The organism is Blastopirellula sp. SH421 (assembly GCF_057808535.1).
This window is the reverse complement of sequence record NZ_CM173712.1, coordinates 4,184,313-4,207,239: the sequence shown is the minus strand read 5'-3', so window position 1 is coordinate 4,207,239 and position 22,927 is coordinate 4,184,313. Positions and strand designations below refer to the sequence as shown.

The following is a 22,927-nucleotide window of genomic DNA, read 5'->3' as shown; positions in this document are numbered from 1 at the left end:
ATCAGACAGATTGCGTGGACTTCCTAAGTTACGTATTCGAGAGTCGGATATTCGCTAAAATCAAAGTATTCAAAAATCCCGGCACTTGGGGGGCGAATTACGAAAAAACAGCGCCAAGCCAGGGGGTTCCCTTCAACTTCTCGGCTGGGCGCGGACTGCGGTTTCAATTCAACTTGGGCATCGCTAGGCGAGACTGGGATTGAATTTAGGTCGCGTCTCCCTACAATCGGTCGAATTCGTCCGCGAGCAGTAGCCGCAGCAAACCAATAATGCGACCTGTATCGCGATGTCAAGAGGTAACGCTGGCGCCAACTAGGTCAGTGTTAAGGATTGGAACCCATGCGCAACCCGTTTCATTTCTTCCGTAAAAATCAAAAAGCCCTGTTAGCGGTCTTCGGCGTATTGCTGATGATCGTCTTTACCGTCGGGGGTGTGCTAACGCAATTTTTCCCCGAACGCGCCGCTTATGAAGCGGAAGATAAAGTCGTGGTCGAAATTGCGGGTGAACCGTTAACCCAACCCGAGATCGGGATTCTGAAACGGGATGCTGGGTTGGTTTCGCTGGTCACCGGCATGGCGATGGCTCGCACGCAGGAAGCCGGCGGTTTTCCGAATCCTCCGGCTCCGCCGATCGCTGGTCTGCGTTATCAGCCGCCGTCTGGCCCCAATTCGCCAGGCGGGCCGATGCGTGAAGAGGTCACCACGCAGCAAGTGGTTACCGACCAGCTTTTCTCACTTGAAGGAGAGCGGTTGGGGGTTGCGATCAGTGACGACATGGTTCGCGAGTTTATGACGTCGGTCACCGGCGGGACCATTACCGACAACCAATACGCCGAGCTGCTAAATCAAGCCCAAGGCGCCGATGGTCGGGTTACTTACGACCAAATGTTTGAGATGTTCCGTCGTACGCTCTTGATCCAAAAGACCAAGCGGCTGCTGTTGGAAGGGATCTCGACGGCGACGCCTGCTTCGGCCTGGGCCAACTATCGAAATTTGAATCGTACGATTGACGTTCAGCTTTATCCCGTCAACACGGCCGACTATTTGGCGAAAGTGACGGAGAAGCCGTCCGAAGCCGAACTGAAAAAACTGTTTGACAAATATCGCGATCGGGTTCGCAGCCCGCTGACCGGCGAGCCTGGCTTTTTGCAGCTCGACAAAGCGGCGGTTGGATTTATGAAGGCCGACTACAACAAGTTTCTCGAAGCCGAGCTGGCGAAGATTTCGGACGAAGAAGTCGCCGCCTACTACCAGAAAAACAAAGACAGCAGCTTTCGCAAGCCGGTCGCTGATCCGAAGGTCGAGACCCCGATGAGCGAGACCCCGCTGGGCCAGCCGGCGGCAGAACCGGCGATGGAAGAAAAGCCGGCAGCCACCGAGCCGATGACGACTGAACCGGCAGCCGAAGAGAAGCCGGCTGCTGAAGAGCCAGCGAAGATGGAAAAGCCTGCGGCCGAAACGCCTGCAACAGAAACCCCTGCTGCTGAAAAGCCGATGCCCGAAACTGCACCGGCGACGGAAGAGCCAGCCGCAGAAAAGCCCGCAACAGAAAAGCCTGCGACCGAAGATCCGACGGAAGAAAAACCTTCTGCCGAAGAATCGAGCACCCTGGGGAGTAGACCAGAAGTCATGTTGGTCGCCTTCCAAGAAGAATCGGCTGACGAAGAAAAGCCCGCCGAAGAGACGCCGGCTGAAGAAAAACCGGCCACCGAAACTCCGGCCACCGAAAAACCTGCCGAAGAGAAGCCGGCGGATGCTGCGGCAACCGACGCACCGATGAAAGAGACGCCTGCGGCCGAACCGCAGCCGATGGCCGATACGCCTGCTGACCCGGCGCCAGAAGCTCCGGTAGAATATCGTCCGCTGGAGGAAGTCAAAGATCAAATCAAAGCGTCGATTGCTCGTCCGTTGGCGCAAGCCGCAGTGAAGAGCTCGTTGCAAAATGTCGCCGATGTATTGCAGCGTGCCTATGATGACTTTTTCTATGCGGACGAGCAGAAAGGGACCCCCTTTGACGGTCTCGATCTGAAGAAGCTGGCGCAAGAGAACGGCGTCGAATTTGGTGAGATCCCGATGATGGACTACATCTCGGCGATGGAATCTCCCTATGGAGAAATCACGCACGCCGAATTCAGCTACAACCCGCAACAGGGCGGCTTGCAACGCAATGATCGCCGCTTGGTTGATTTCATCTTTGGCAGCCAAGCTCCGCTCTATCGCCCGCAAGAGTTCCCCGGACCGAGTGCACAAAGCATGTTCTCGATGCCGGCCGATCAGCAGTTCGTCTTCTGGAAGACGGAAGAATCGAAAGGCTATTTGCCGACCTTCGACCAAGTGCGTGATCAAGTTGTCGAAGCCTGGAAGTTGCAGAAAGCATCGGAAATGGCCGAAGCGGAAGCCGAAAAGATTGCTGCTTCCGCCCAGGGAGACAAGCCGCTGAACGAAGTGGTCCCCACCAAAGATGCGGTGCTCGTCGCCGACAACATCACTTACTACCAAGAGATTCGCCAACCGGGTCAATACAACCCGGCTCAGATCCCAGGGGTCGAGAAGACCGGTCTGACGACCTTGGATAAGATCTTCTCGACGCCGACCGGCGCAACCGTGGTCGTCCCCAATGCGGACGAAACAACGTGGTACGTCGCTCGAGTTACCGGCGAGCGGAAGACCGAAGCCGAACTGCGTGATCAGTTGAAAACAGAAATGAACGGCGACTTCCCCGCCAGCATCGCTTATCTCGAAGGGATGCGATCGCAAGTCCGGTGGAACCAAGTCCAAGAGGATTTGTTTGAACGGTTCAAAGTTCAGTGGCAATCGGTCACCGACGAGTAATCCGTCACCGATCAGATTCGACAATCCACAGAGCCTGCGAGATTTCGCAGGCTCTTTTTTTGTGTATGCACCCTCAACAAAAATAGTAGCCCGAGGCGCGAGTTTTGAAGTTGCGCTATTGGAGGACAAACCAAGAATGGAACACGGATACCACGGATAAATCACGGTGTTTCACGGTCAGAAATCGTTGTTTGTGCCGCAAGCAGGCATTTTCAAATTGGATTGATTTGTCAACAAATTGGACTTGATCGGAAATTGCAAATCTCCCCTCTGGCCGTGTAATTCCGTGACTTATCCGTGTCCTCCGCGTTCTATTTCTTACGAACCTGATGAATAGCGCAACTTCAAAGGGCGCGAGCCGAGGGTATGCGCCTCCTATTCCGCAAATGTCGAATATCGTCGTGTTGCGGTTGTTTCACGCACAAAAAAAGAGAGCCAGTTGGGTAACTGGCTCTCTTGGGGTCCGATCAATCAATCCGCGTGCTTAGCAAGGCTTTAGGATCACGCAGCCCAGCGGCGGGACGTTGAGCGAGATTGAATTCTCGCGGCCGTTCCAGCCGATCGGGGCCGAGTCCATCTCGTCGACGTTAATCACATTGCTGCCGGCGTAGCGAGCATTGTCAGAGTTGAAGATCTCGCGGTACGAGCCGGCTTGCGGAACGCCGATGCGATAGTCGTTGTAGACGACCGGCGTAAAGTTGCAGACCGTGATCGTAAAGTCGCTCGGATCCTTTGCTTTTCGGACGTAGGCCGCGACGCTGGCTTCCCAGTTATCGCAGTCGATCCATTCAAAGCCTTCTCCCTTGAAGTCGACTTCGTACATCGACGCTTCGTGCTGGTACATCGCATTTAGGTCCGAGACCAATTGCTGAATGCCTTTGTGCGATTCCCATTCCAGCAGGTCCCATTGCAACTGGCCATCGGCGTTCCATTCGTTCCATTGACCGAATTCGCCCCCCATGAACAGCAGCTTTTTGCCGGGATGGCTCCACATGTACGAGTAGAGCAATCGCAGGTTGGCGAAGCGTTGCCACAGGTCGCCCGGCATTTGATCCAGCAGCGAGCCTTTGCCGTGCACCACTTCGTCATGCGACAGCGGCAGCGAAAAGTTTTCGGTAAACGCATAGATCAAGCTAAACGTCAATTCGCCGTGATGATGCTTGCGATGGACCGGGTCTTTCCGCATGTAGCGGAGGGTATCGTTCATCCAGCCCATGTTCCACTTCAGGCTGAAGCCAAGCCCGCCGCTGGAAGTCGGGTGCGAAACGCCGCCGAAAGAGGTCGATTCTTCGGCGATGGTCAGCACGCCTGGGTATTGCAGGTGCGATTGTTCGTTGAACTCGCGGAGGAACGAGATGGCTTCGATGTTTTCGCGGCCGCCATATTCGTTCGGCACCCACTCGTCATGCTTGCGGCTGTAATCGAGATACAGCATCGAAGCGACGGCGTCGACGCGAAGCCCGTCAATGTGGAACTTGTCGAACCAGAACAAAGCGTTCGAGATCAGGAAGTTGCGGACTTCGTTACGGCCATAGTTGAAGATCAGCGTCCCCCAGTCAGGATGTTCGCCCTTGCGGGGATCGGCGTGTTCGTACAGCGAAGTGCCGTCGAACTGACGCAGGCCGTGATCGTCTTTCGGAAAGTGAGCCGGCACCCAGTCGATCAAGACGCCCAGCCCATGCTTGTGGCAGTAGTCGACAAAGTACATGAAGTCTTCCGGCGTGCCGTAACGGCTGGTCGCGGCGAAGTAGCCGACCGCCTGATAACCCCAACTGCCGGTAAATGGATGCTCAGAGATCGGCATCAATTCGATGTGAGTAAAGTTTTGCGCTAGGCAATACTCGACCAGTTGGTGAGCCAGATCGCGATAGTTAAACCAGCCGGCCTTGCCTTCGGTGTTCCACTTCCAGCTACCCAGGTGAACTTCATATACCGAGACCGGTCGCTCTAGCTGATTTTGTTCGCGACGCTGCGCCATGTAGTCGTTGTCGGTCCAGGTATAGGTCGACAAGTCGGTGACAATGTTCGCGGTTCGCGGCGGAACTTCGGCGGCGAATGCGTAGGGATCGCATTTGTCGACGGTGCGGTCGTGTTGATTGATCCGAAATTTGTACTGCGCACCTGGCTTCAGGTCGGGGATAAAGATTTCCCAGATGCCGCTGGAGGCCAACTTACGCATCGGGTTGATACGGCCATCCCATTTATTAAATTGCCCCACGACGGCGACGCTCTTGGCGTTGGGCGCCCAGACAGCGAAATTGACGCCGGTCACTCCGTTGACGGTGCGAATTTGTGCGCCAAGTTTGTCGTAAGATTTCCAGTGCGATCCTTCTCCCAGCAGGTAAAGGTCGTAATCACTGAAAAACGAGGGAAACGCGTAGGGGTCACGAACTGAGTTCATCTGGCCGCTCTTGTCACTGGTACGCAATTGATATTGTCCCGAATTCATGACTTCATCCACTGGGCAAATCGCTTCAAACAATCCATTGGGATGGATTCGCCGCATCGGTAAGGCGTTATTATGACCTGGATGGAAAACCCACGCTTGTTCCGACTCAGGCAAATAGGCCCGCACGGCAATCGCTGGTTCACCTCGGTGATCGACTTTGTGAGGACCAAGAATGCGGAATGGATCCTCGGATCGACATTCGATTAAAGCCCCCATGTTATCTAGTGTAACATTAGTCCGCACGCTCTTCTCCTCGGTGATATTGTGTTCAGTAAGGGGGATGATGAATTCCGCGAGAATGATCAGCCCGCGGCGGCTGTTATTTCTTGTTCTTCAATGCGAATCGTGCGCCGATTTCGATGCTGGCTAAAATGTGTCCTGTCCGCTGGCAGATCGTTTTCTGTCGCATCGTCTGATTCGGTTGCTTCAAATCGCCAGGGGCGGCAATCGACTCGATGAAATTGCATCGCCTGGGCGATGCGCTGCCACAGATCAGCATCCCGCACCGGCGCAAGTCGTCCAAAGCGTTCCCAGCGGAAACCCGACTCACGCCAGACCGAGAGCCCGTAGCGAAATCCACGGCTGACATAGCGTGAGGGAGTGAGCAGCGTCACGCGTGACGGCTCTGGCAGCGCCTCTAGCCCTCGAACGACCGACAAGAGTGCCAGACGATCACGATCGCGCCATGATTCTTCTCCGGAGGCGACAAGTCGCTCTTGTTGGCCGACGCATTCCAGGACGAAACGCCAAGTCCCCCCGTAGGGGTTTTCGGTCGATTCGCAAAACAATAAGTAAAGGGGAGTTGATTCGTTCATCGCAGCATTCAGGTCGTGGCCCGCAGGATTGGTAAATCCGCTCCGTCCCCGACAATCTGACGATTGCTCGTCAAATGCTAGCTTTCCATGCCGGCACGGTTTGCTTATCGGCAATCGAAACCTAAACTCCCCAGTTTATCCCTTGTGAAAACTCAACCTTCTTGCCGTTATTTTTGTTTTGCCCCTCAGCCGGGCCCCGGCGAGATGATATAAGTCGGCTGTCCGCAAGTTTGCGGCGCATGGCAATCTTGGTTTCAGATTGCTAGAATCTGGCCTGCAAGTCGTCATCAACAACCTCTTTTAGGGCCAGTTTTCGATGGAAGTTTTCGCGCACATTACTCACAACGAATTTCCCACCGTTTTGGTTTCTTTGGCCAGCGGCATCATGCTTGGCACCGTGATGACCTGGGTTGCGATGCGGTATTTGGGGCGCGGTCAATAGGCGTTCAGCCCGATTCAAAATGCGGAGATTTCAATGGGGAGCGACCCAGATTTGTCAGCGCCGGACGTATTTGCATGGCTGCGAAAACAAATTGCCGAACGTCGGCAAATCCGGGCTGAACTGATTCAGCCTGAGAGTTCGTTGGCCGTCGACTTGATGCCCGACTCGTTTGAGCTGATCGAACTTGCCAGCGCGGTCGAGCAAGAGTTCGGCGTGCAGCTTGATTTTGAAGAGATCGCCGACATTGACACTTTGGGCGAATTCAGCGCCTTGATCGACAGCAAGCGATAACCCCCGCACCAAACTTCTCGATAGACGATAAGCACATGCCTGCAAAAAAAATTCTGATGTTGGTTGGCGACTTCGTAGAAGACTACGAAGTCATGGTTCCCTATCAAATGTTGCTGATGGTTGGGCATCAGGTCGACGCCGTTTGTCCCGGCAAAAAATCGGGCGATACGATCAAGACCGCGATCCACGACTTTGAAGGGGATCAAACCTACACCGAGAAGCCGGGGCACAATTTCACGCTTAACGCCACCTTTGATGCGGTTGATCCTGCTTCCTATGACGCGCTGTTTGTCCCCGGCGGTCGAGCGCCGGAGTACCTGCGTTTGAACAAACGGGTCATCGAAATCGTCCAGCACTTTGCCGACGCTGATAAACCGATCGCCGCGCATTGCCACGGGCCGCAACTGTTGGCGGCGGCCGGAGTGCTGCAAGGCAAATCATGCAGCGCCTATCCAGCAGTCGGCCCCGAAGTAACGCTCGCCGGCGGTCAGTACATTGCTGCGAGTGAAGGCTTCGACAACGCTCACGTCGACGGCAATCTAGTGACAGCGCCCGCTTGGCCAGCACACCCGGCACTGATTCGCGCGTTTTTAGAAGTGCTGGGGACGAAGATTCAACCGTAGAGGATGCTTGGGTTTCCTCGTAGGGGGCACAAGACGCGCCGAGCCTTGCAATCGACGTAAGCAATTAACTCTGCATGGCAACGCAATCGCAGTGGCTGATCGCGTTGCTGCTTTTTGGGGTTGGTTGGCGACGCAGGTTCCAGGCTCGTACCGACACACGATTCTTAAGCTTGGTGGATTTGCAGTACAGTAGGGTGGGTGCAGCAAGCGATTTGCGGTATCCAATTTCAAATAGCATCGCCGCTTGCGCAACCCACCTTTGCCGCCGGATCGTTCGGCAAGTTTGGTGGGTTGCGCAAAACCGGTTGCGTTAGTTGGTGATGGTGGGATTGGTTTCGGTTTTGCTCCATTCACCCTACGATGCCTACGATGACTTTACGCGTTAAGCAGTAGAAGCCTAGACCGCATTTCGCAGCGGCATTTTGCCGCATGGCGCGGTCGCGAGTTGCTCCAGACAATACTGCCAATTCGCTGGACTGCCGGGAGTCGCTCTTCCCAGCACACGCGCCGCTTTGGCGCCGGTGAGTGTTGTCACGTCGGCGGGGAAGCGTTCGAGAAATGCGAAAGCCAATAGCGCGGCGACGGCGGGGCCGAGGATGCGGGGGCTCCAGCCGAGGTCCATCGTGGTTTCGACGGTTCGTTCGGTTTGTTGGCTGATCTTGTCGGCGATTTCTTCGATACCCAGCGGTTCGCCCAGAAGGACGATTCGCTGCGCGGCGGCCGAGGTGGGTAAGTCGGCGTGAATCGCGTGGACGATTTGATCTTGCCAGAAGCGGCGGAGCAGGGCTTCGCCTTGGCTTTCGTCGACGCGACCATTCGCAACGTCAGCGAACGGCTGCAAGTCAAACAGGTCAGGACGCCAGATCGGAGGTTGATAGAGCGATTCGATTTTTCGCCAATCGTTTAAGACTGACTCAAACTTGCTTTTGCCGGCTGCAGCGGGTTGGATGTGTTCTAACTGATCTTGCAACAAGCGACCGGGGGCGACCGGCGACCAAAAGATCGGGGGGATTTCGACGCCGACCCGGCGCGGCGGAACAAAGTAGGCCGCGACCGTTTCATCAAACGTGACGACGATCGTCGGGCGACCGGCGCTGGACCACTGCGGCGGAGAAAAGAGGAGCCAGAGCGGCAGTGCATCAAGCGGACCGCCGGTGCCGCCTGCGGCGATGTTACGCTGGGCGAATGCGTCAATGACAGTTACGCCGGTTGCTTCGGCGACAAGCTCGGGGGCTCCGATCGTTTCTGGCGCCCAGGTTTCGCCCAGTTGTCGCCAGGCGGTAGGGCCAGAAAGTCCGACTGCGACTTGACGCGCGTCGAGATCGACCTCGTGCAGCAGGCGTTCGACAACGACGGTTTGCAGCTCAGCGACTTGGCGCGACAGTTCGACCTGGTCGCTGGCGTCGAGCGGTTCGCCTTGCAGGTGTCGGCGCAGCGTGACGGCGATCGGTTTGGGGAGTTCGACATAACCTTCGCTGACAATTTCGACAGCGGCTTCTAGTCCGCGTCCACGGGTCGCGATGACGACGCCGTCAACGGTCTCGGCGCGTAGTCCGACCGATGCGCCGAGAAACCAGCGCCGCCGCTCGAGTGAGATGGTTGTATCCGATCTCACGGCCGTCCCTTCGCTTCAAGGAATGGGTGTAGCAATCCGCCGTATTGGAATTGGTCTCGTGTAGTGAAGCACTGTAAGTTTGAGTGCCACGGCTGTCTGAGCCGTGTGAAGTGTCCAGTAACCTGAACTTTTACTCAATACCAACCAAGACACGGCTCACAGAGCCGTGGCACGCTTTCGAGATTCATTCGATGCGCCTCGACAAAGGTTGCGTCCTGCGACCGAGTGCGGGCTCGATCGCAGAACGCCCCAGATTTGTTTGCGACTAGACGGTTACCGTGGCGGTCTGCGTGCGCGAAACGCCGTATTGGGCATGGATGCCTTCGATGAATTCTTCGAAGATCCGCTGGTCCAAGGCCGAGGCCGATTCGGCTTCGGGGTGGAACTGCGTGCCGATTGCAACCCAATCATCGCCAGCCCATTCGACCGCTTCGATCATGCCGTCCGGAGCACGAGCGGCCACTTGGAAACCGGGCGCAAGTTCATCAATCGCCATGTGGTGCATGCTGTTGACGCGGACTTCGCCGTCACCATAGATGCGGTCCATGATCGTGCCGGGAACTACTTCCAGGCCGTGACGATGACCAGCGTCCAATGGGTCTTTGTGCGGTAGTGCGGTCGGCACGTCAGCCGGGATGTGGAAGAACAAGTTTCCACCCATCGTAATATTGAGTAACTGCATCCCAACGCCGATGCCGAATACCGGCAGGCGACGACGGACGACCAATGACATTAATTGGCGATCAAGATCTTCACGACGCGGTTCCATGGTGCGAACCGATGCATGTCGCATAAATCCATCGCGATGCGGATCGAGATCGGGTCCACCGATAAACACGATTCCGTGCAGTCGATCGAGGATCGCATCCATATCAGCCGCTTCCGCTACCGGAGGAATTACTACGGGAATGCCGCCAGCAGCGATAATCGAATCGTAGTAACCTGCCCCGACAAACGAGTAGGCGGGACGGTCATGGGTAGCCGGGCGATAGTTGGCGTTCAAGCCGATCAACGGTTTGGATTGCATCTGGGACTTTCCTGTGTGGGCACATCATGTGCCGGAAAAATGGTGACCTACCCAAGACCACGGATCATCGGCTAGCAAACCACAGGTCAGATTTCACCTATCGATCTCTAGGAGCAACTCGGATAGCCACGTGTGTTGATCTTGTCCAAAGATCACGACCTAGCTATACAGATTGCCCGCGAAAATTCGGTGTGTAGGGGCTGGCATGCCGCAGTCCTTCAGAATGCCTTCCCTGACCGAATTCGCACAGAGACGAATTATTATTGTGAAACCCTCTCTTTTGGTTTCGCTAACCACAGACCTCCATATCCGTAGTGTCTTGGGCAACGACCAGTCCAAGTCAGCCCAGATTGATAGCAAGACAGTCGCAGAGTTTAAGGATTGCGCAGAGTTTAGCAATTCCTGTCATGATTTTGGGGCAAGGGGTGAGTGCTTGCACAACATCTTGTGTTGACTTGGTTTTATGGCAATTCACTTCACCAGCATGGCAAGAGCACTTCTTATCAAGCAAGCCGTTGCCCAAGCGACCCTAAAGCTATACATTGAGAAGGGTTATAGCATTCTTTTTCGCCTTATTCGGCCGCGGCATGAATTTTCACAACGTCTGCTTAGAGTCGTTCGGGTACGTTTTGCCGGCCGATATTGTGACTTCCGATCAGCTAGAAGCACGTCTGGCCCCGCTTTATGAGCGTCTACGCTTGCCTGCGGGGCGGTTAGAACTGATGACCGGCATTCGCGAGCGGCGATTTTGGTCTCCAGAGACAATGCCCAGCGAGATCAGCATCGAAAGTGGTCGACATGCGATTCAAGCGGCCGGCATTGATGTTGCCGAGATCGGCGCGCTGGTGCATGGCTCGGTTTGTCGTGATCATTTGGAGCCTGCGACCGCGTGTCGCGTCCATCATAAGCTTGGCCTACGCCAAGACTGCGTGATCTACGACGTCTCCAACGCGTGCCTGGGGCTGCTGAGCGGCGCGTTGCAAGTCGCCAGCATGATTGAGTTGGGACAAATTCGCGCCGGTTTGGTGGTCGGAACCGAAAATGGTCGCCAGTTGGTCGACAACACCATTCGCACGCTGAACGAAGACCAGACGCTGACCCGCAACCAGATCAAACTGGCGGTTGCGTCGCTGACGATTGGCTCGGCCAGCTGCGCGATGCTGCTGTGCGATCGAGAGTTGAGCCAAACGCAAAACTTGCTGCATGCCGGCGCAGTCCGGGCTCATACGCAGCATCATCAGCTGTGCCATAGCATTGCTGGATCAGGCGAGACCGGCGTTGGTAGCCCGCTGATGCAAACCGACTCAGAACGGCTGATGGTCGAAGGGATCGAAGTCGGGGGCGCGACGTTTGAAGACTTTTTGCGGAAGTCTCGCTGGAGCCGCGAAGAGATTCAGCGGACCTTCAGCCATCAAGTAGGGCTGACGCATCGTCGGCTGGTGCTAGAGAAACTGGGACTGTCGGTCGAAAACGATTTTGCGACCGTTCAGTGGCTGGGCAATACCGGCTCGGCCGCACTGCCGGTCACAATGGCGATTGGCGCGCAGCATGGTCAGATCCAAGCAGGCGACAACGTTGCAATGCTGGGCATCGGCTCTGGCATCAACTGCGTAATGCTAGGCGTTAATTGGCAAAAGTCGCGGGTCAGCGGAGCAGGGGAGTTGTTGGGGAAAATGTCTAATGTCTAAGGACGAATGTCTAATGAAGAGGAAGCTCCGAAGTTCGGTTTCATTATTAGACATTAGGATTTAGACATTAGACATTTTCCCCAGCCCCCATTCTGCTCGCTTGCGCGGACGAGCTACAACGAGTCTCGCATCCACAAAAACCGCGCACCAACTACGACTTCATCGTCCGCTCGATAATGTCGCGGTCAAAGTAGTTGATGGACATGCCGGCGTCGACGACCAGGTTTTGGGCTTGGATGCCGCTGCTTCGCGGGCTGAGCAAAAAGATCGCGACGTTGGCCGCTTCGTCGGTTTGCAGCGCTTTTTTGCGGGGGATCGCTTGCTCGGCAAACAGGTAGGCGTCAACATAGCCGGGGATACCTGCCGAAGCGGATGTCTTCAGCAAGCTGGGCCCGACGGCGTTAAAACGAACCTGTGAAAACTGGCTGAAGCTTTTCGCCAAAAAAGCAAGCGATGAGTCGAGCGCCGCTTTGATCGGCGCCATAAAGCCATAATTCTCACTGGCCATCCGCGTGGTCGAGATGGAGATGGTCACCACCGACGCATCGGGGGCAAACAGATCTTTGAGCGCGTTCGACAGCGCGGTGAGTGAGAAGCAAGAGATGTCGACTGCTTGGAGAAACTGCTTCTTGGTGGTCTCATGAAAGGGACGCATCCCTTCGCTGTAGTCGGCGAATGCGATCGCGTGGACCAATCCATGGACAATGCGATGGTTGGCGGCGATCTTGTCCGGCAGCGCGGCGATTTGGTCTTCGTGCTCGACGTCGCAGACGTGTACTTCGCGATCGGCCAGCAGCTTCGCCAGACTTGCTTTGCGCGCTTCGCTGCGGACGACATAGACGATCGTCGCCCCTTCGGCTTCGAGCGACTCGGCGATTTTCCAGGCGATGCTCTTACGATTGGCGACGCCGCAGATGACGAAGGTTTTGCCTGAAAGTTGAAGGAAATCGCTCACTCGATTACATTCCCGGCGTCGGCGCCATGGTGCAGGCAAAGTCAAAACGAACAGCGACTTTGCCTTCGCAGGTCGCTTTGCCGGTCATGAAAAAAGTGTCGGCCAGGCGTTCGGTCAGTTTGACTTCCATCTCGATCGTGTCGCCGGGGCGGATCATCTTTTTGAATTTCACATCGCTCAGACGCGTTGCGACCGGAACTCCTTTACTTTCATCGGCGAATTTCGACAACATGATCGCGCCGCATTGCATGGTCGCTTCGCACAAGATCACGCCGGGGACGAGCGGAAAGTCAGGGTAGTGTCCCTGAAAAAAGTATTCGTCGGCGTTGAACGTCTTGCGACAAACGATCGAGTCGTCGGCTTGTTGTACGATCTCGTCAACCAACAGCATCGGCGGTCGGTGCGGGATCGCCGCGTAAATAGCTTCGCGTGTCATGGGAGCTTATTTTGTGGTGGATGCGAATGGATTCTTTTCGGCCGATTTCAGCAGATAGGCGTCGACGTCGTTGGAGACGATTACGCCGTAATTGATCGCGCCTAGCCAGCCTGACATGATGATGCCGACGCTGCCGGCATGGTACAGACCCGGCAACTGATCGGGCAGCGCGCGACTGACGGCGAGCCCTTCAAACTTGGTGCCAAAGCTGGAGCCGAGATTGTGTTTGGTATAGTGCTGGAACGTGCGCGGCGTCGACGCTTCGGCATGGTCGACTCGATCGCGAATGTTGGGAACGTATTTTTCGATCGCATCGAGCGTCGTTTCGACCAGGTCTTTTTTGCTTGCTTCGTACTCGTCTTCCGGCAGATGCGCCCAGTCTTCGTAGCGAGCATTGGTGCTGGAGACGATCAAGCAGCGCGGGCGACCTTCAGGCCGAGTACGCGGATAGTAAAACGAGTAAGTGCGACTGGTGATGTCGCGACTAAGCAGCAGATCGGTGCGGAAGGTTTCGGCGGTGCTGCTAAACAGCAGGTCGCCGGTCTCTTCCGGAACCATTTCTTCCGGCTTCAGACCCATGTAGACCTGGGTGCTGGAGTTGTTTAGTCGAACCGCTTTCGCTTCGTCGATAAACTTGGGGTCGAACTTGTCTTCGCCCACTAGTTCGAGCACGGTGGCTCGCAGGTTCGAGTTAGAGACGACCGATCCGGCTTTGATGGTGCGGCCGTTGATCACGACTCCGGAAGTGCGGCCATTTTCGACCAGCACTTTTTCGACATCGCAGCGAATGCGGATATCGACTCCGCTTTGCTTCATGTCGGCTTCCATCAAGTTGATCAGCCGGTCGGTTCCTCCTTCAAAGGTGAAGACCCCTTTGGACATGAAGTTCGAGAAGACGATGCCGTAGCTGATCGCGGGATCTTCTAGGGTCGAACCGTTGGCGTAGGTGATCGGCTCCATCAGCAGCCGGATTACATCTTCGCGGCCGGGGAAGAAGCGATCGAACAACTCGCGCGTCGTCTTTTGTTGATCGTCGTAAAAATTCATCTGCCGGGCCGCGTCAAAGAACGCATGGACCGTTTCGGCAGGAACCTGAAATTGCTCGATCAACAGCTTGGTGAAGTCTTCGCGATTGAACGATGTGGTGAGCGAAAACATCGGATTGTCAAACCGGATGTTTTTCAGCTGCACGATGGAGTCGGCGATTTCGCGCGTCCAATAACGCTTGCAGCTTTTAATCATGCCGATTGGAAAGCCGTGCAGCGAGATGTCAAAGATATGGCCGCCGGGGCGTTTGAACCAGGTCGCCATGCCTCCCAATTTGTAGTGTTGCTCGCACAGCAGGACCGAGCGGCCGGCGCGGGCCAGCGTGTTGGCGGCGGTCATGCCGGCCAGTCCGCTGCCGATGACTACGACATCGTAATAGTCTTTGGCGCCGGCGAGGAAATCTTTGGACATGCGTGAACTCGACCTGATCTCGTAATCTAATGTTCAGTAATCGCGTCGACCGCTGGCCAAGGGGAAAGCGGTGATTGCTAAATGGATTAGTTGGCGGCTTGCAAGACGTGTCGATTGGCGATCGACAAGCCGCTGACGATCGACCCTATGATACCGACAAAACCTTGATCTGTCCCGCAGATGTAGAGGTCTTGCAGATGCGTTTCGCCGCTTAGACGCTTTTCGGGCGCTCCATACACAGCGCCGTTGTCGTGCCAGGTGAAGCGGTGAATTGTTTTGGGGGTAAACATGTCAGTCGCGACAATGTGCCGGCGAAAGTCAGGGATAAAGCGGACAGCTGAAGCGACTGCTTGATCGTACCACTTTAATTTCGCCAAGCGATACTCTTCGTCCGTCATCGTGGTCCAACGCTCAAAGTTGGCGAGCGTCGTGATCCGCATAAAACCTTCGTCCAGCTGCGCGTCACCTGGGTAAACAAAGTTGTTGGGCGAACAGATCACCCCGGTGCGGGTGTCGCAAATTTCCCCGCGAGGCATTTCCCAGTGGAACTTGTTGGAGTCGTTGTAAAAAACGATCGTGGGATCAAATCCGACATCGCTGGGCTGTTGATTCAGAACGGAGATGCTCTCGATAAAGCTCAGCACGCCGGGCGAACCCTCTAGCTTCTCTTGAGGTTGACCGCACATCCGCATCGTCTCAAACCAACCGGCCGACGAGATAATCTTGCGGGCTTGCAACTCTTCGCCGCTGTCCAGGACGACGCCGACAGCTTTTTCGCCGTCATTGACGATCCGCTGTACGCCGCCGCGCAAGCGCAGCTCGCCGCCGAGTTCACGATATTTGCGAACTAGGTTTTTTAGCAGCAGCCGGACCCCTTTTAATGGTCGGGCGAACCCTTCCATAAAGATGCTGCGAAACATGATGCAAAACTGGCCCCAGTCCATGTCTCGCTCACGTGCGTTGCCGTACCACATCAGCGGGCAAAGGAGCATCTCAACCAACAGCGGATCGCCCAGCGTTTCGGTGAGGATGTCGTGAGCCGAGCCAGCGTAGTTGTCGTCGGAGATATCGTCGTAGTCGATGATGCTGGCGAGCAGACGGTCGAACGCGTCGCTTTTACCGGGAAACTTGGTCGCGATCTCGCTTTTGAGCAGCTCGATATCGTTGTCGAACGCCAACGAGACGTCGGGGAACGCGATCATTGAACCACGTTGTTCGCAGAGGGCGAACTCTTCCCATTTGAACCGTAACTGCCGCAGCAGGCGGCCCAGCGGTCCGCGACGATCGCCTTTGGGCGCATAGTTGGTCACTGCATGTAAGCCGACGTCAAAATCACGTCCGGCCATGCGATAGAACGAGTTGAGCCCGCCGATGGTGTAGTGGCGCTCCAGGATGCAAACGTTCTGGCCGTAGTAGGCAAGCCGAATACCGGCCGCCAGCCCAGACATCCCAGCGCCAATGATGATCACGTCGTACATGGAGCTGCTGCTGGGAAATGCGAACGGTTACAGGGCAAGCGGCGCAAAATTGCGCCGCTGCCGAGAGGGGCCTGGACTACAGGTCTTTCATTTTCGGCTCAAGATAGGCGACGGTGCTCGCCATCGAAGCGAGTTCCGTGTATTCCTCTTCCGGAATCTGCACACGGTGGCGCTTGCGGAGTTCCATCACAATGTCGAGAAAGTCCATGCTGTCGAGTTCGAGTTGTTCGCGAAACGGCTTCGCGTCGTCGATGTCTGAAATGTCGTCATCCGGGGCGATGTCGCGCAAGATATCTAGAACTTCCTCACGAATTTCCGCTGGCGTCACTGCGTTCTATCTCCTGCGTTGCCGCTTAAATTTTGCGAATAATGGCTACTGAATTGATCCCTAGCATACCGAACGAATTGTTCAGGATGTAACGGACTGGCCCGATTTCTTTCGGTTCGTTAATTACGAGACCCGGCAGTTGGCATTCGGGATCGAGGTCATCGACGTTGATCGTCGCATGCACGACGCCATCTTCAAACGCCGGCAAGTTGCCTGACATTTCCAATGCGCCTGCCGCTCCCATCGCATGCCCGATGAAGCTTTTTGTATTGTTAATGTAGGTTTTGGTGCTTTTGCCGAACACACGGCGGAGCGCGTCGCATTCCTGCGAGTCCCCTAGCGTTGTACCGGTCGCATGCGTACTGACAATGTCTATTTGTTCCGCAACCAGGCCAGCTCGCTTTAGCGCCAGTTCCACGCATTGGGCCTGACGCTCAGGATTGGGGAGCACAAAGTCGGTCGCGTCGGTATTCATCGCGTAACCGGCCAGCTCACCGTAAATCTTGGCGCCCCGTTTTTTGGCGTCCGACAGACGCTCTAACACATAAACGCAGCCCCCTTCGGCCACGACGATGCCGTTGCGGGCTTTGTCAAAGGGGCGTGACGCTAGTTCAGGCACATCGTGATGCGCAAGGGCGCCCTGGCTTTTGAAACCGGCAAAAATGCCAAAGGTGTGGATGCTTTCAGACACCCCCCCGGCAAGCGCCAGATCGCAGTCGCCTAGACGCAGCATTTGGGCGCCTTGGATCAGCCCGGCATTACCAGCGGCGCAAGCGGCGCCGATGGTGTAATGGGGGCCGGTGATTTCGCGGTTTAGGCAGATTTCGCCGGCCGGGTTATTGGCGACGGTGCGCGGATTGTGGTGATGCGACCAGCAACTGGTGTCGTAGTCGTATCCCTTCAGCTCGTAAACTTCGTTTTCGGTCTCGACATTGCCGTGCTCCGTGACGCCGATGTAGACGCCGACTTGGCTTTTGTCGGTATTTTCCCAATCGACGCCCGAGTCGGCGATTGCTTCGGATGCGCAGTAGATGCCGATGCTGCCGGCTCGCGTACCGCGGCGAACTTCGCGTTTGGTTTGATAGCGGGTCGCTTCAAAGTCGCAGATGCCGGCCAGCGTGTCGCCAACATAACGGATGTGATAGTTTTGTACGCCGCTTGTGCCCGCCAAGAGCGCAGACCGGTAGTCCGCATACGAATTACCATTCGGAGCGGTCAGGCCGATCCCTGTAATAACGATGCGTTGTGAATCCGGAAGTTGGTCGGGGCCCGCGATCATGAACTACTACCGAAGAGTCCAGAGAAACAGTCCAAACTACCGCGTTGCTTGCGCGTTGACAAGATACGCACGATGAATGAAGCGAGGTCGATTAGAGGGTTTCGGCCAAACGCCGCATCCCTTCTTCCTGGTTAATTTTGGGTTGATAGCCAAAATCACGTCGCGCCGCCGAGAGATCAAAATAATGATTGGTAGCAAGTTGAGCCGCCAAAAATCGGGTCATCCGCGGTTCGGCGTCGTATTTTCGCGCAATTCTATACGCGGTCTCCAGCATTTGGCCAATCGTGTAAGCGGCGCGATACGAGATTTTCCGTTCTAGTTTAGGAATTTTGGCCAATTCCAGCAGCTGGTTGATCCAATCCCAGCAAACGACCGGCTCCCCCTGACTGAGGAAATACGTCTTGCCGCAGATCGCTGCGCCGGCAGCCAGCGCATCGGCTGCTTGCAGATGGGCGACGGCGGCGTTTTCGACATAGATCATGTCGACCAGGTTCTTACCATCGCCGACGATCCGTAATTTGCCGCTTCTGGCTCGCTCTAGCAAGCGGGGGATCAAATGCTGATCGCGCGGCCCCCAAATCAGATGGGGACGCAGCGCACAGGTTAGTAATTTACCCGGCTCGTTTGCGGCCAAGACCTGTCGCTCGGCGATCGCCTTGCTGTGGGGATAATGTGCGAGCCAGCGAGTCGGGTAAGGAACCGACTCGTCGACCCCGTTTTGATTGGTTCCGTCAAACGTAACGCTGGGACTGCTGGTATAAACCAACTTGCCGACGCCGTGCTGGCGACAACCGGACAAGATGTTTTGCGTCCCGACAACATTGGCTTGGTAGAAATCTTCCCAGTGTCCCCAAATGCCGGCGATTGCCGCGGTATGAAATACAACGTCCATCCCGGCGCAGGCTTGCTGGACAATTTGCGGATCGGCGACATCACCACGTAGGCACTCAACACCCATCGCGCCCAGATCAGGATAGTCGCGCCGTCCCAGGACGCGGACTTGATCGCCGCGCGCAAGGAGTTGCTCAACGATGTATCGTCCGAGAAAACCGCCGCCGCCGGTGACAAGCGCTCGCACCCGATTTGTCCTGCTTTCCAAAATTAGTCGAGACCCTGGATCATGGATCGTGGGACCTCAAAGCGAAACGAGCCTCCCTTGCCATCGCTGACGGCTTGCCCAGGCAGGTCGAGATAGAGTTTTTGCACCGTTTGGGGATTGAAGTCTTCGCCCACGTCGAAGACGACCGAATCAGTCCCTTCTTCCTGGGGCTCAAACGTTTTCGCAGGCGTGTTCCACTTCAACTTGGCGATGTCGTCAAATTTGAGCGGATAGTAGGTGTTGCGTTGTTCGTCCGAAATCTGCGCGGTACGGAAGCCGGCAGGCGACTTGAATTCGGTGCCGTACCAGGTTTTGAAGTCGATAGGTTTGTTAGAGCGATTCGCCAATTCGAGAAAGACGACCATAAAAGGCCGCCCTGATGTTACCAGCTCGCCCTGTTCGTCTTGACCGCGAACTTCGCCCCATTCGACATGATGGACTTTGACTCGCAGGCCATCGATGTACAAAGCCTTTTTGGTGGCGTCCGACCAATTGATGAAATAGTTGGGGTCGTTTTCGGACTTGTCGAGCACGTCTTGAATCTTGTTGCCAACATTCGTGTTGGTCTCGGTAGCGACAACTTCCGTTTCTGTGCCGCCGCCGCCGCTTCCCATGATCAGATATTTTGCCACGGCGAAGACGAAAAAGAGCGCCACCGCGCCAACGCCGCCGGCGACGATGTTAAAGATCAATTTCTCATGCTGCTTAAAGAACGAGACGCCTTCTTCTGCTTCGGCGCCATCTTCACCCTCAGCGCCAGGCGTGCCCGTTGACTGCTTTTTGACCGGCGCCGGTGCTGATTTGCGCCCTGGAGGCTTCGGGCGCGTTTGAATCAACGGCGCCGCCGGAGCGGACGGCGCACCCGGCATATCGGGAACCATAAAGACGCCGCTGCAGGTTGGACACTGCACCTGAGTTCCGGCAGGCGATTGGATTTCGAGCACGGTCGAACAGTGAGGACATCGCAATTGCATGGTGGCGTGTGCTTTTAGAAAAAGTGAAAGAGGCGTTTCTCTTCTCTTCGTAGCGATTTTCCATCGTAGCCCGAGGCGCGAGCCGAGGGAAACGGGTCAAGCGCCTCGAACATGATTTGAAGTCGCCGACAGCATTCCCTCGGGCTCGCGCCTTTTGAGGTTGCGCTATTTCGAACCGCTAGGACACTAGCCCGCCAGCGCCAGCGAGGGAATCCGGTCGCTAGTTCAGACCGAGTTGGCATCGCCAAGCGGATTCCCTCGCTGGCGCTGCGGGCTAGTGTGAACGTTTTCGACTTAGTTCCTACCGCGTTTTTCCGTTCTTTCTTCTTGGCTTTACCGCGTTCCATTTTTTTGGGGTCGAATAGCGCAACTTCAAAACTCGCGCCTCGGGCTACGATTGCTGGGGAGTCGTACCAACACCGGACTCTTGCCATTGAATCGAAACCGCAATTGACGCGGACCAGGGCTCCCGTCTGTATGACGCGTCTATTTTAATCGTGTGACGGTTCCGCGAGACGCTCCTCGGCCCAAACCGCGAGCTTTTCCCGGAAAATCTTGGCATTGTGGCGAATATCAACCGGAAATGCGGGGTGCAGCAGGAAGTCGTGAATCGTTTCGGTCAGCGCGTGTGCGGCGCATAACTGACGCACTTCGGCCAATAATGTGTCGATCGCGGCGCTCGATTGCGGATAGTGTTGAGGCCAGGGTTCGACGATCATCACTGGATCTTGTTCGCCCGGCTCGCCGATTCCGACCAGCGCGCTGCGGAAGATGCTAGGGTGATTGTTGGCGATCGCTTCGCAGGGAATCGTAAACATGTCGCCATCGGCGGTTTGCACGCGATGCGCCTTGCGGCCGCAAAACCAAAATCGATCTTCGGCATCCAGATAACCGACATCGCCCATGCGATGCCAGATCCGCGCGCCGTCGGCGATCTTGGCCGCTTGGGTCGCCGCTTCACTGGTGAAATAACGGTGGGTCACTACCGGGCCGGTGACGATCAACTCGCCGATCTCGCCTTCGTTCAACGCTTCGCACTGGTCAAGTGTGGCAAGGGGCTCGTCGGTGATGCGGATGACGCGCCACTGGATGCCGCTAAAGCGTCGTCCGACGCATGTGCCAGCGCCTTGCTGCGAAGCGAGCTCTGTCCCCTCCAGCACTTCGCTGGCGGCGATCGATGCGATCGGCAGCGCTTCGGTAGCTCCGTACGGCGTATAGATATCGCCGTCAGGGTGAATCGCGTTTTTCATCCTTCGCAGCACATGCGGGGGAACCGGCGCGCCGGCTGAGAGCACACGTTTTAACGATGGCAGGCGAATCTCGTGCTGCTCGCAGTAGAGTCCGACTTTGTTCCAGACGGCCGGCGAGGCGAATGACTGGGTGATTTGCCAATCATGAATTGGTTCGATGATGTTCAGTGGATTGACTGCCGCCGGGCGACTTGCGTCCATCTCAGGGATGATTGAGGTTACGCCCATCGCGCTGTTGAACAAGCCGAACAATGGAAAACCAGGCAAGTCGATCTCGCCGGGCTGAATGTTGTAGCGATCACGAATCTGCTGAACTTGTTCGTAGAAACCTTCATGGCGGAACAACACGCCTTTGGGCGGACCGGTGCTGCCGGTCGTAAAGATGATCGCCGCCGGATCATCGGCAGCAGCGGCAAACGGCTGAAACTGGGATGCGTCTGATTTGCGCAAGTCCTCAATAGTCGGACCTCCCCAGAACCAACGGCGGCCGACGGTGACGTTCTTTTTCGCGCGGGCATACCGCCGTCCCATCAGCACGCGAACCGCTTGGACCATCGAGATCGCGACAAAGCCTTCCGGCTCGACCTGATCAAGACAGCGAAGCAGATTCTTGCGACCCATTCCGGGATCAATCAGCACGCTGACGGCGCCCACTTTGAATAGTGCAAAGACCAGCGAGACAAAGTCGATGCTCGGTTTCACTAACAGCGCGAGTCGCGTGCCGGGGGTCACTCCCATCTGTGCCAGACCGGCCGCTAGGCGCGTGCTATCGGCTTCGAGCTGGGCGAAGGTGATCGTTTGATAAATCCGCCGACCATCGGCAGCGCGTCGGCCAGGCGTGGCGATCGCAACCGCATCCCCTTGCTCCGCGGCGACTTGCGCGAGGAGAAGCCCGACGTTCTTAGAGTTTGACGAAGCGACGATCGCCACGAAAGTTACCGTTCCGTTAGAAGCGAAAGGGATCAAAGCTCGGTAATCTAGGCCTCCGAGCGACTCTTCACAACCGCCCGAACGTGGGAAAGCAGCTCGGCGGCGATGTCGGCCTGACAAGCGGCGGCCAGCGCTTTCCAGCCGGGGACGCCGTTTACTTCTAACAAATAGAGATTTCCGTCGCGTGCAGGCAGCAGATCGACGCCGGCCATCTCAAGCCCGATCGCATCGAGCGCTACCGCGGCGATCTCCAATTGTTCGCTGGTTGGCAGATGGGGGCGAGCCACGGCTCCGCGCTGCACATTGGTTCGCCAATCAGTGTCGCTATGCCGCGTCATCCCCCAAGTTTTGCCGCCAATCGACAGGACACGAATGTCGTAGCCATCGTGGGGGATAAATTTCTGCAGGAAGAGAACCGAGTCGGTCCGCGACAAGGTTTTGCAGACGCGCTCGGCCAAGTCGACAGACTCAACGCGCAAGATCCCGCGGCCCTCGCCGCCGAACAGTGGTTTGATGACGACATCTCCCCCTAGCATTTCGTAGGCGGCCAGTGCATCTTCCCAGCTTTCACACAGATAGGTGGGAGGTACCAAAATACCGCGCTCGGCCAAGCGCGAGAGGGTTAGATGCTTGTCGATCGAGATTTCAAGACTTCGCGGTGAGTTCAGGACCACGGCCCCTTGCCGCTGCAACTCGGCCAGCCAGTTCATGCGGTAGATGACTTGCTCGAGGCTGCCCAGCGGCATCGTGCGGACCAGCAGTGCGTGCAAAGCTTGCGCGTCCTGGCTTTCGGCGTAGGAAAAGCTGACGCTGCTAGCGACCAACGCCTGAAGACGGCGGAAGTCGACCCACTTGATTTCGAGATCCCGCAAAGTTGCCGCCGCACGCGACAGATCTTGACCGTACCAGCTGTCAGCAGCGGCAAGCAATCCAACCCGCAGAGGGGATTTTGGCATAG

18 protein-coding genes are annotated in these 22,927 nt (G+C 56.3%); 4 read left to right on the top strand and 14 right to left on the bottom strand.

Annotation, left to right across the window (positions count from 1 at the left end; all coding sequences use genetic code 11):
- Window positions 1-339 precede the first annotated feature (339 nt).
- Window positions 340-2,832, top strand: coding sequence for a SurA N-terminal domain-containing protein (locus SH421x_RS17065; protein WP_488850755.1), 2,493 nt, complete (start codon window positions 340-342; stop codon window positions 2,830-2,832).
- 484 nt (window positions 2,833-3,316) lie between these two features.
- Here SH421x_RS17065 and glgB read toward each other — a convergent pair whose 3' ends face one another.
- Together glgB and SH421x_RS17055 are read right to left on the bottom strand one after the other, a co-directional pair.
- Window positions 3,317-5,524, bottom strand: coding sequence for a 1,4-alpha-glucan branching protein GlgB (gene glgB, locus SH421x_RS17060; RefSeq protein ID WP_488850753.1), 2,208 nt, complete (start codon window positions 5,522-5,524; stop codon window positions 3,317-3,319).
- A 59-nt stretch (window positions 5,525-5,583) separates the two neighbouring features.
- Window positions 5,584-6,096, bottom strand: coding sequence for a ribonuclease H family protein (locus SH421x_RS17055; RefSeq protein WP_488850751.1), 513 nt, complete (start codon window positions 6,094-6,096; stop codon window positions 5,584-5,586).
- 475 nt (window positions 6,097-6,571) lie between these two features.
- Between SH421x_RS17055 and SH421x_RS17050 the strand changes: the two genes are divergently transcribed.
- Together SH421x_RS17050 and SH421x_RS17045 are read left to right on the top strand one after the other, a co-directional pair.
- Window positions 6,572-6,829 carry an acyl carrier protein gene (locus SH421x_RS17050; protein ID WP_488850750.1) on the top strand — a complete coding sequence of 86 codons (258 nt, stop codon included), beginning with the start codon at window positions 6,572-6,574 and terminating at the stop codon, window positions 6,827-6,829.
- A 35-nt stretch (window positions 6,830-6,864) separates the two neighbouring features.
- Window positions 6,865-7,452, top strand: a complete 588-nt coding sequence (locus SH421x_RS17045) for a DJ-1/PfpI family protein (RefSeq protein WP_488850748.1) — start codon at window positions 6,865-6,867, stop codon at window positions 7,450-7,452.
- A gap of 397 nt (window positions 7,453-7,849) precedes the next feature.
- Here SH421x_RS17045 and SH421x_RS17040 read toward each other — a convergent pair whose 3' ends face one another.
- Together SH421x_RS17040 and SH421x_RS17035 are read right to left on the bottom strand one after the other, a co-directional pair.
- Entirely contained in the window at window positions 7,850-9,067 is a 1,218-nt protein-coding gene (locus SH421x_RS17040) for an anhydro-N-acetylmuramic acid kinase (RefSeq protein WP_488850747.1), read from the bottom strand.
- Between the two features lie 265 nt (window positions 9,068-9,332).
- Window positions 9,333-10,094, bottom strand: coding sequence for a gamma-glutamyl-gamma-aminobutyrate hydrolase family protein (locus tag SH421x_RS17035; RefSeq protein WP_488850745.1), 762 nt, complete (start codon window positions 10,092-10,094; stop codon window positions 9,333-9,335).
- A gap of 587 nt (window positions 10,095-10,681) precedes the next feature.
- Here SH421x_RS17035 and SH421x_RS17030 point away from each other — a divergent pair.
- Window positions 10,682-11,782 (top strand): 3-oxoacyl-ACP synthase III, encoded by a 1,101-nt coding sequence (locus tag SH421x_RS17030; protein WP_488850743.1) that lies wholly within the window; start codon window positions 10,682-10,684, stop codon window positions 11,780-11,782.
- Window positions 11,783-11,933: 151 nt separating this feature from the next.
- Here SH421x_RS17030 and SH421x_RS17025 read toward each other — a convergent pair whose 3' ends face one another.
- The 10 genes from SH421x_RS17025 to SH421x_RS16980 form a co-directional block, all read right to left on the bottom strand.
- Window positions 11,934-12,737, bottom strand: a complete 804-nt coding sequence (locus SH421x_RS17025; protein ID WP_488850741.1) for an enoyl-ACP reductase FabI — start codon at window positions 12,735-12,737, stop codon at window positions 11,934-11,936.
- A gap of 4 nt (window positions 12,738-12,741) precedes the next feature.
- Entirely contained in the window at window positions 12,742-13,173 is a 432-nt protein-coding gene (locus SH421x_RS17020) for a 3-hydroxyacyl-ACP dehydratase FabZ family protein (RefSeq protein WP_488850739.1), read from the bottom strand.
- Between the two features lie 6 nt (window positions 13,174-13,179).
- A complete protein-coding gene (locus SH421x_RS17015) occupies window positions 13,180-14,631 on the bottom strand; it encodes a phytoene desaturase family protein (protein WP_488850738.1) in 1,452 nt (483 codons plus the stop codon).
- Window positions 14,632-14,717: 86 nt separating this feature from the next.
- Window positions 14,718-16,109, bottom strand: coding sequence for a phytoene desaturase family protein (locus SH421x_RS17010; protein ID WP_488850736.1), 1,392 nt, complete (start codon window positions 16,107-16,109; stop codon window positions 14,718-14,720).
- Between the two features lie 76 nt (window positions 16,110-16,185).
- Window positions 16,186-16,437, bottom strand: coding sequence for an acyl carrier protein (locus SH421x_RS17005; protein ID WP_002653823.1), 252 nt, complete (start codon window positions 16,435-16,437; stop codon window positions 16,186-16,188).
- A gap of 25 nt (window positions 16,438-16,462) precedes the next feature.
- Window positions 16,463-17,716, bottom strand: a complete 1,254-nt coding sequence (locus SH421x_RS17000; RefSeq protein WP_488850733.1) for a beta-ketoacyl-[acyl-carrier-protein] synthase family protein — start codon at window positions 17,714-17,716, stop codon at window positions 16,463-16,465.
- 91 nt (window positions 17,717-17,807) lie between these two features.
- Window positions 17,808-18,794, bottom strand: coding sequence for an NAD-dependent epimerase/dehydratase family protein (locus SH421x_RS16995; protein ID WP_488850731.1), 987 nt, complete (start codon window positions 18,792-18,794; stop codon window positions 17,808-17,810).
- Between the two features lie 23 nt (window positions 18,795-18,817).
- Window positions 18,818-19,789 (bottom strand): MJ0042-type zinc finger domain-containing protein, encoded by a 972-nt coding sequence (locus tag SH421x_RS16990; protein ID WP_488850729.1) that lies wholly within the window; start codon window positions 19,787-19,789, stop codon window positions 18,818-18,820.
- A gap of 491 nt (window positions 19,790-20,280) precedes the next feature.
- Window positions 20,281-21,969, bottom strand: a complete 1,689-nt coding sequence (locus tag SH421x_RS16985) for a fatty acid CoA ligase family protein (RefSeq protein ID WP_488850727.1) — start codon at window positions 21,967-21,969, stop codon at window positions 20,281-20,283.
- Between the two features lie 47 nt (window positions 21,970-22,016).
- Complete coding sequence (locus tag SH421x_RS16980) at window positions 22,017-22,925, bottom strand: ATP-grasp domain-containing protein (protein ID WP_488850725.1); 909 nt, start codon at window positions 22,923-22,925, stop codon at window positions 22,017-22,019.
- Between the last annotated feature and the right edge of the window lie 2 nt (window positions 22,926-22,927).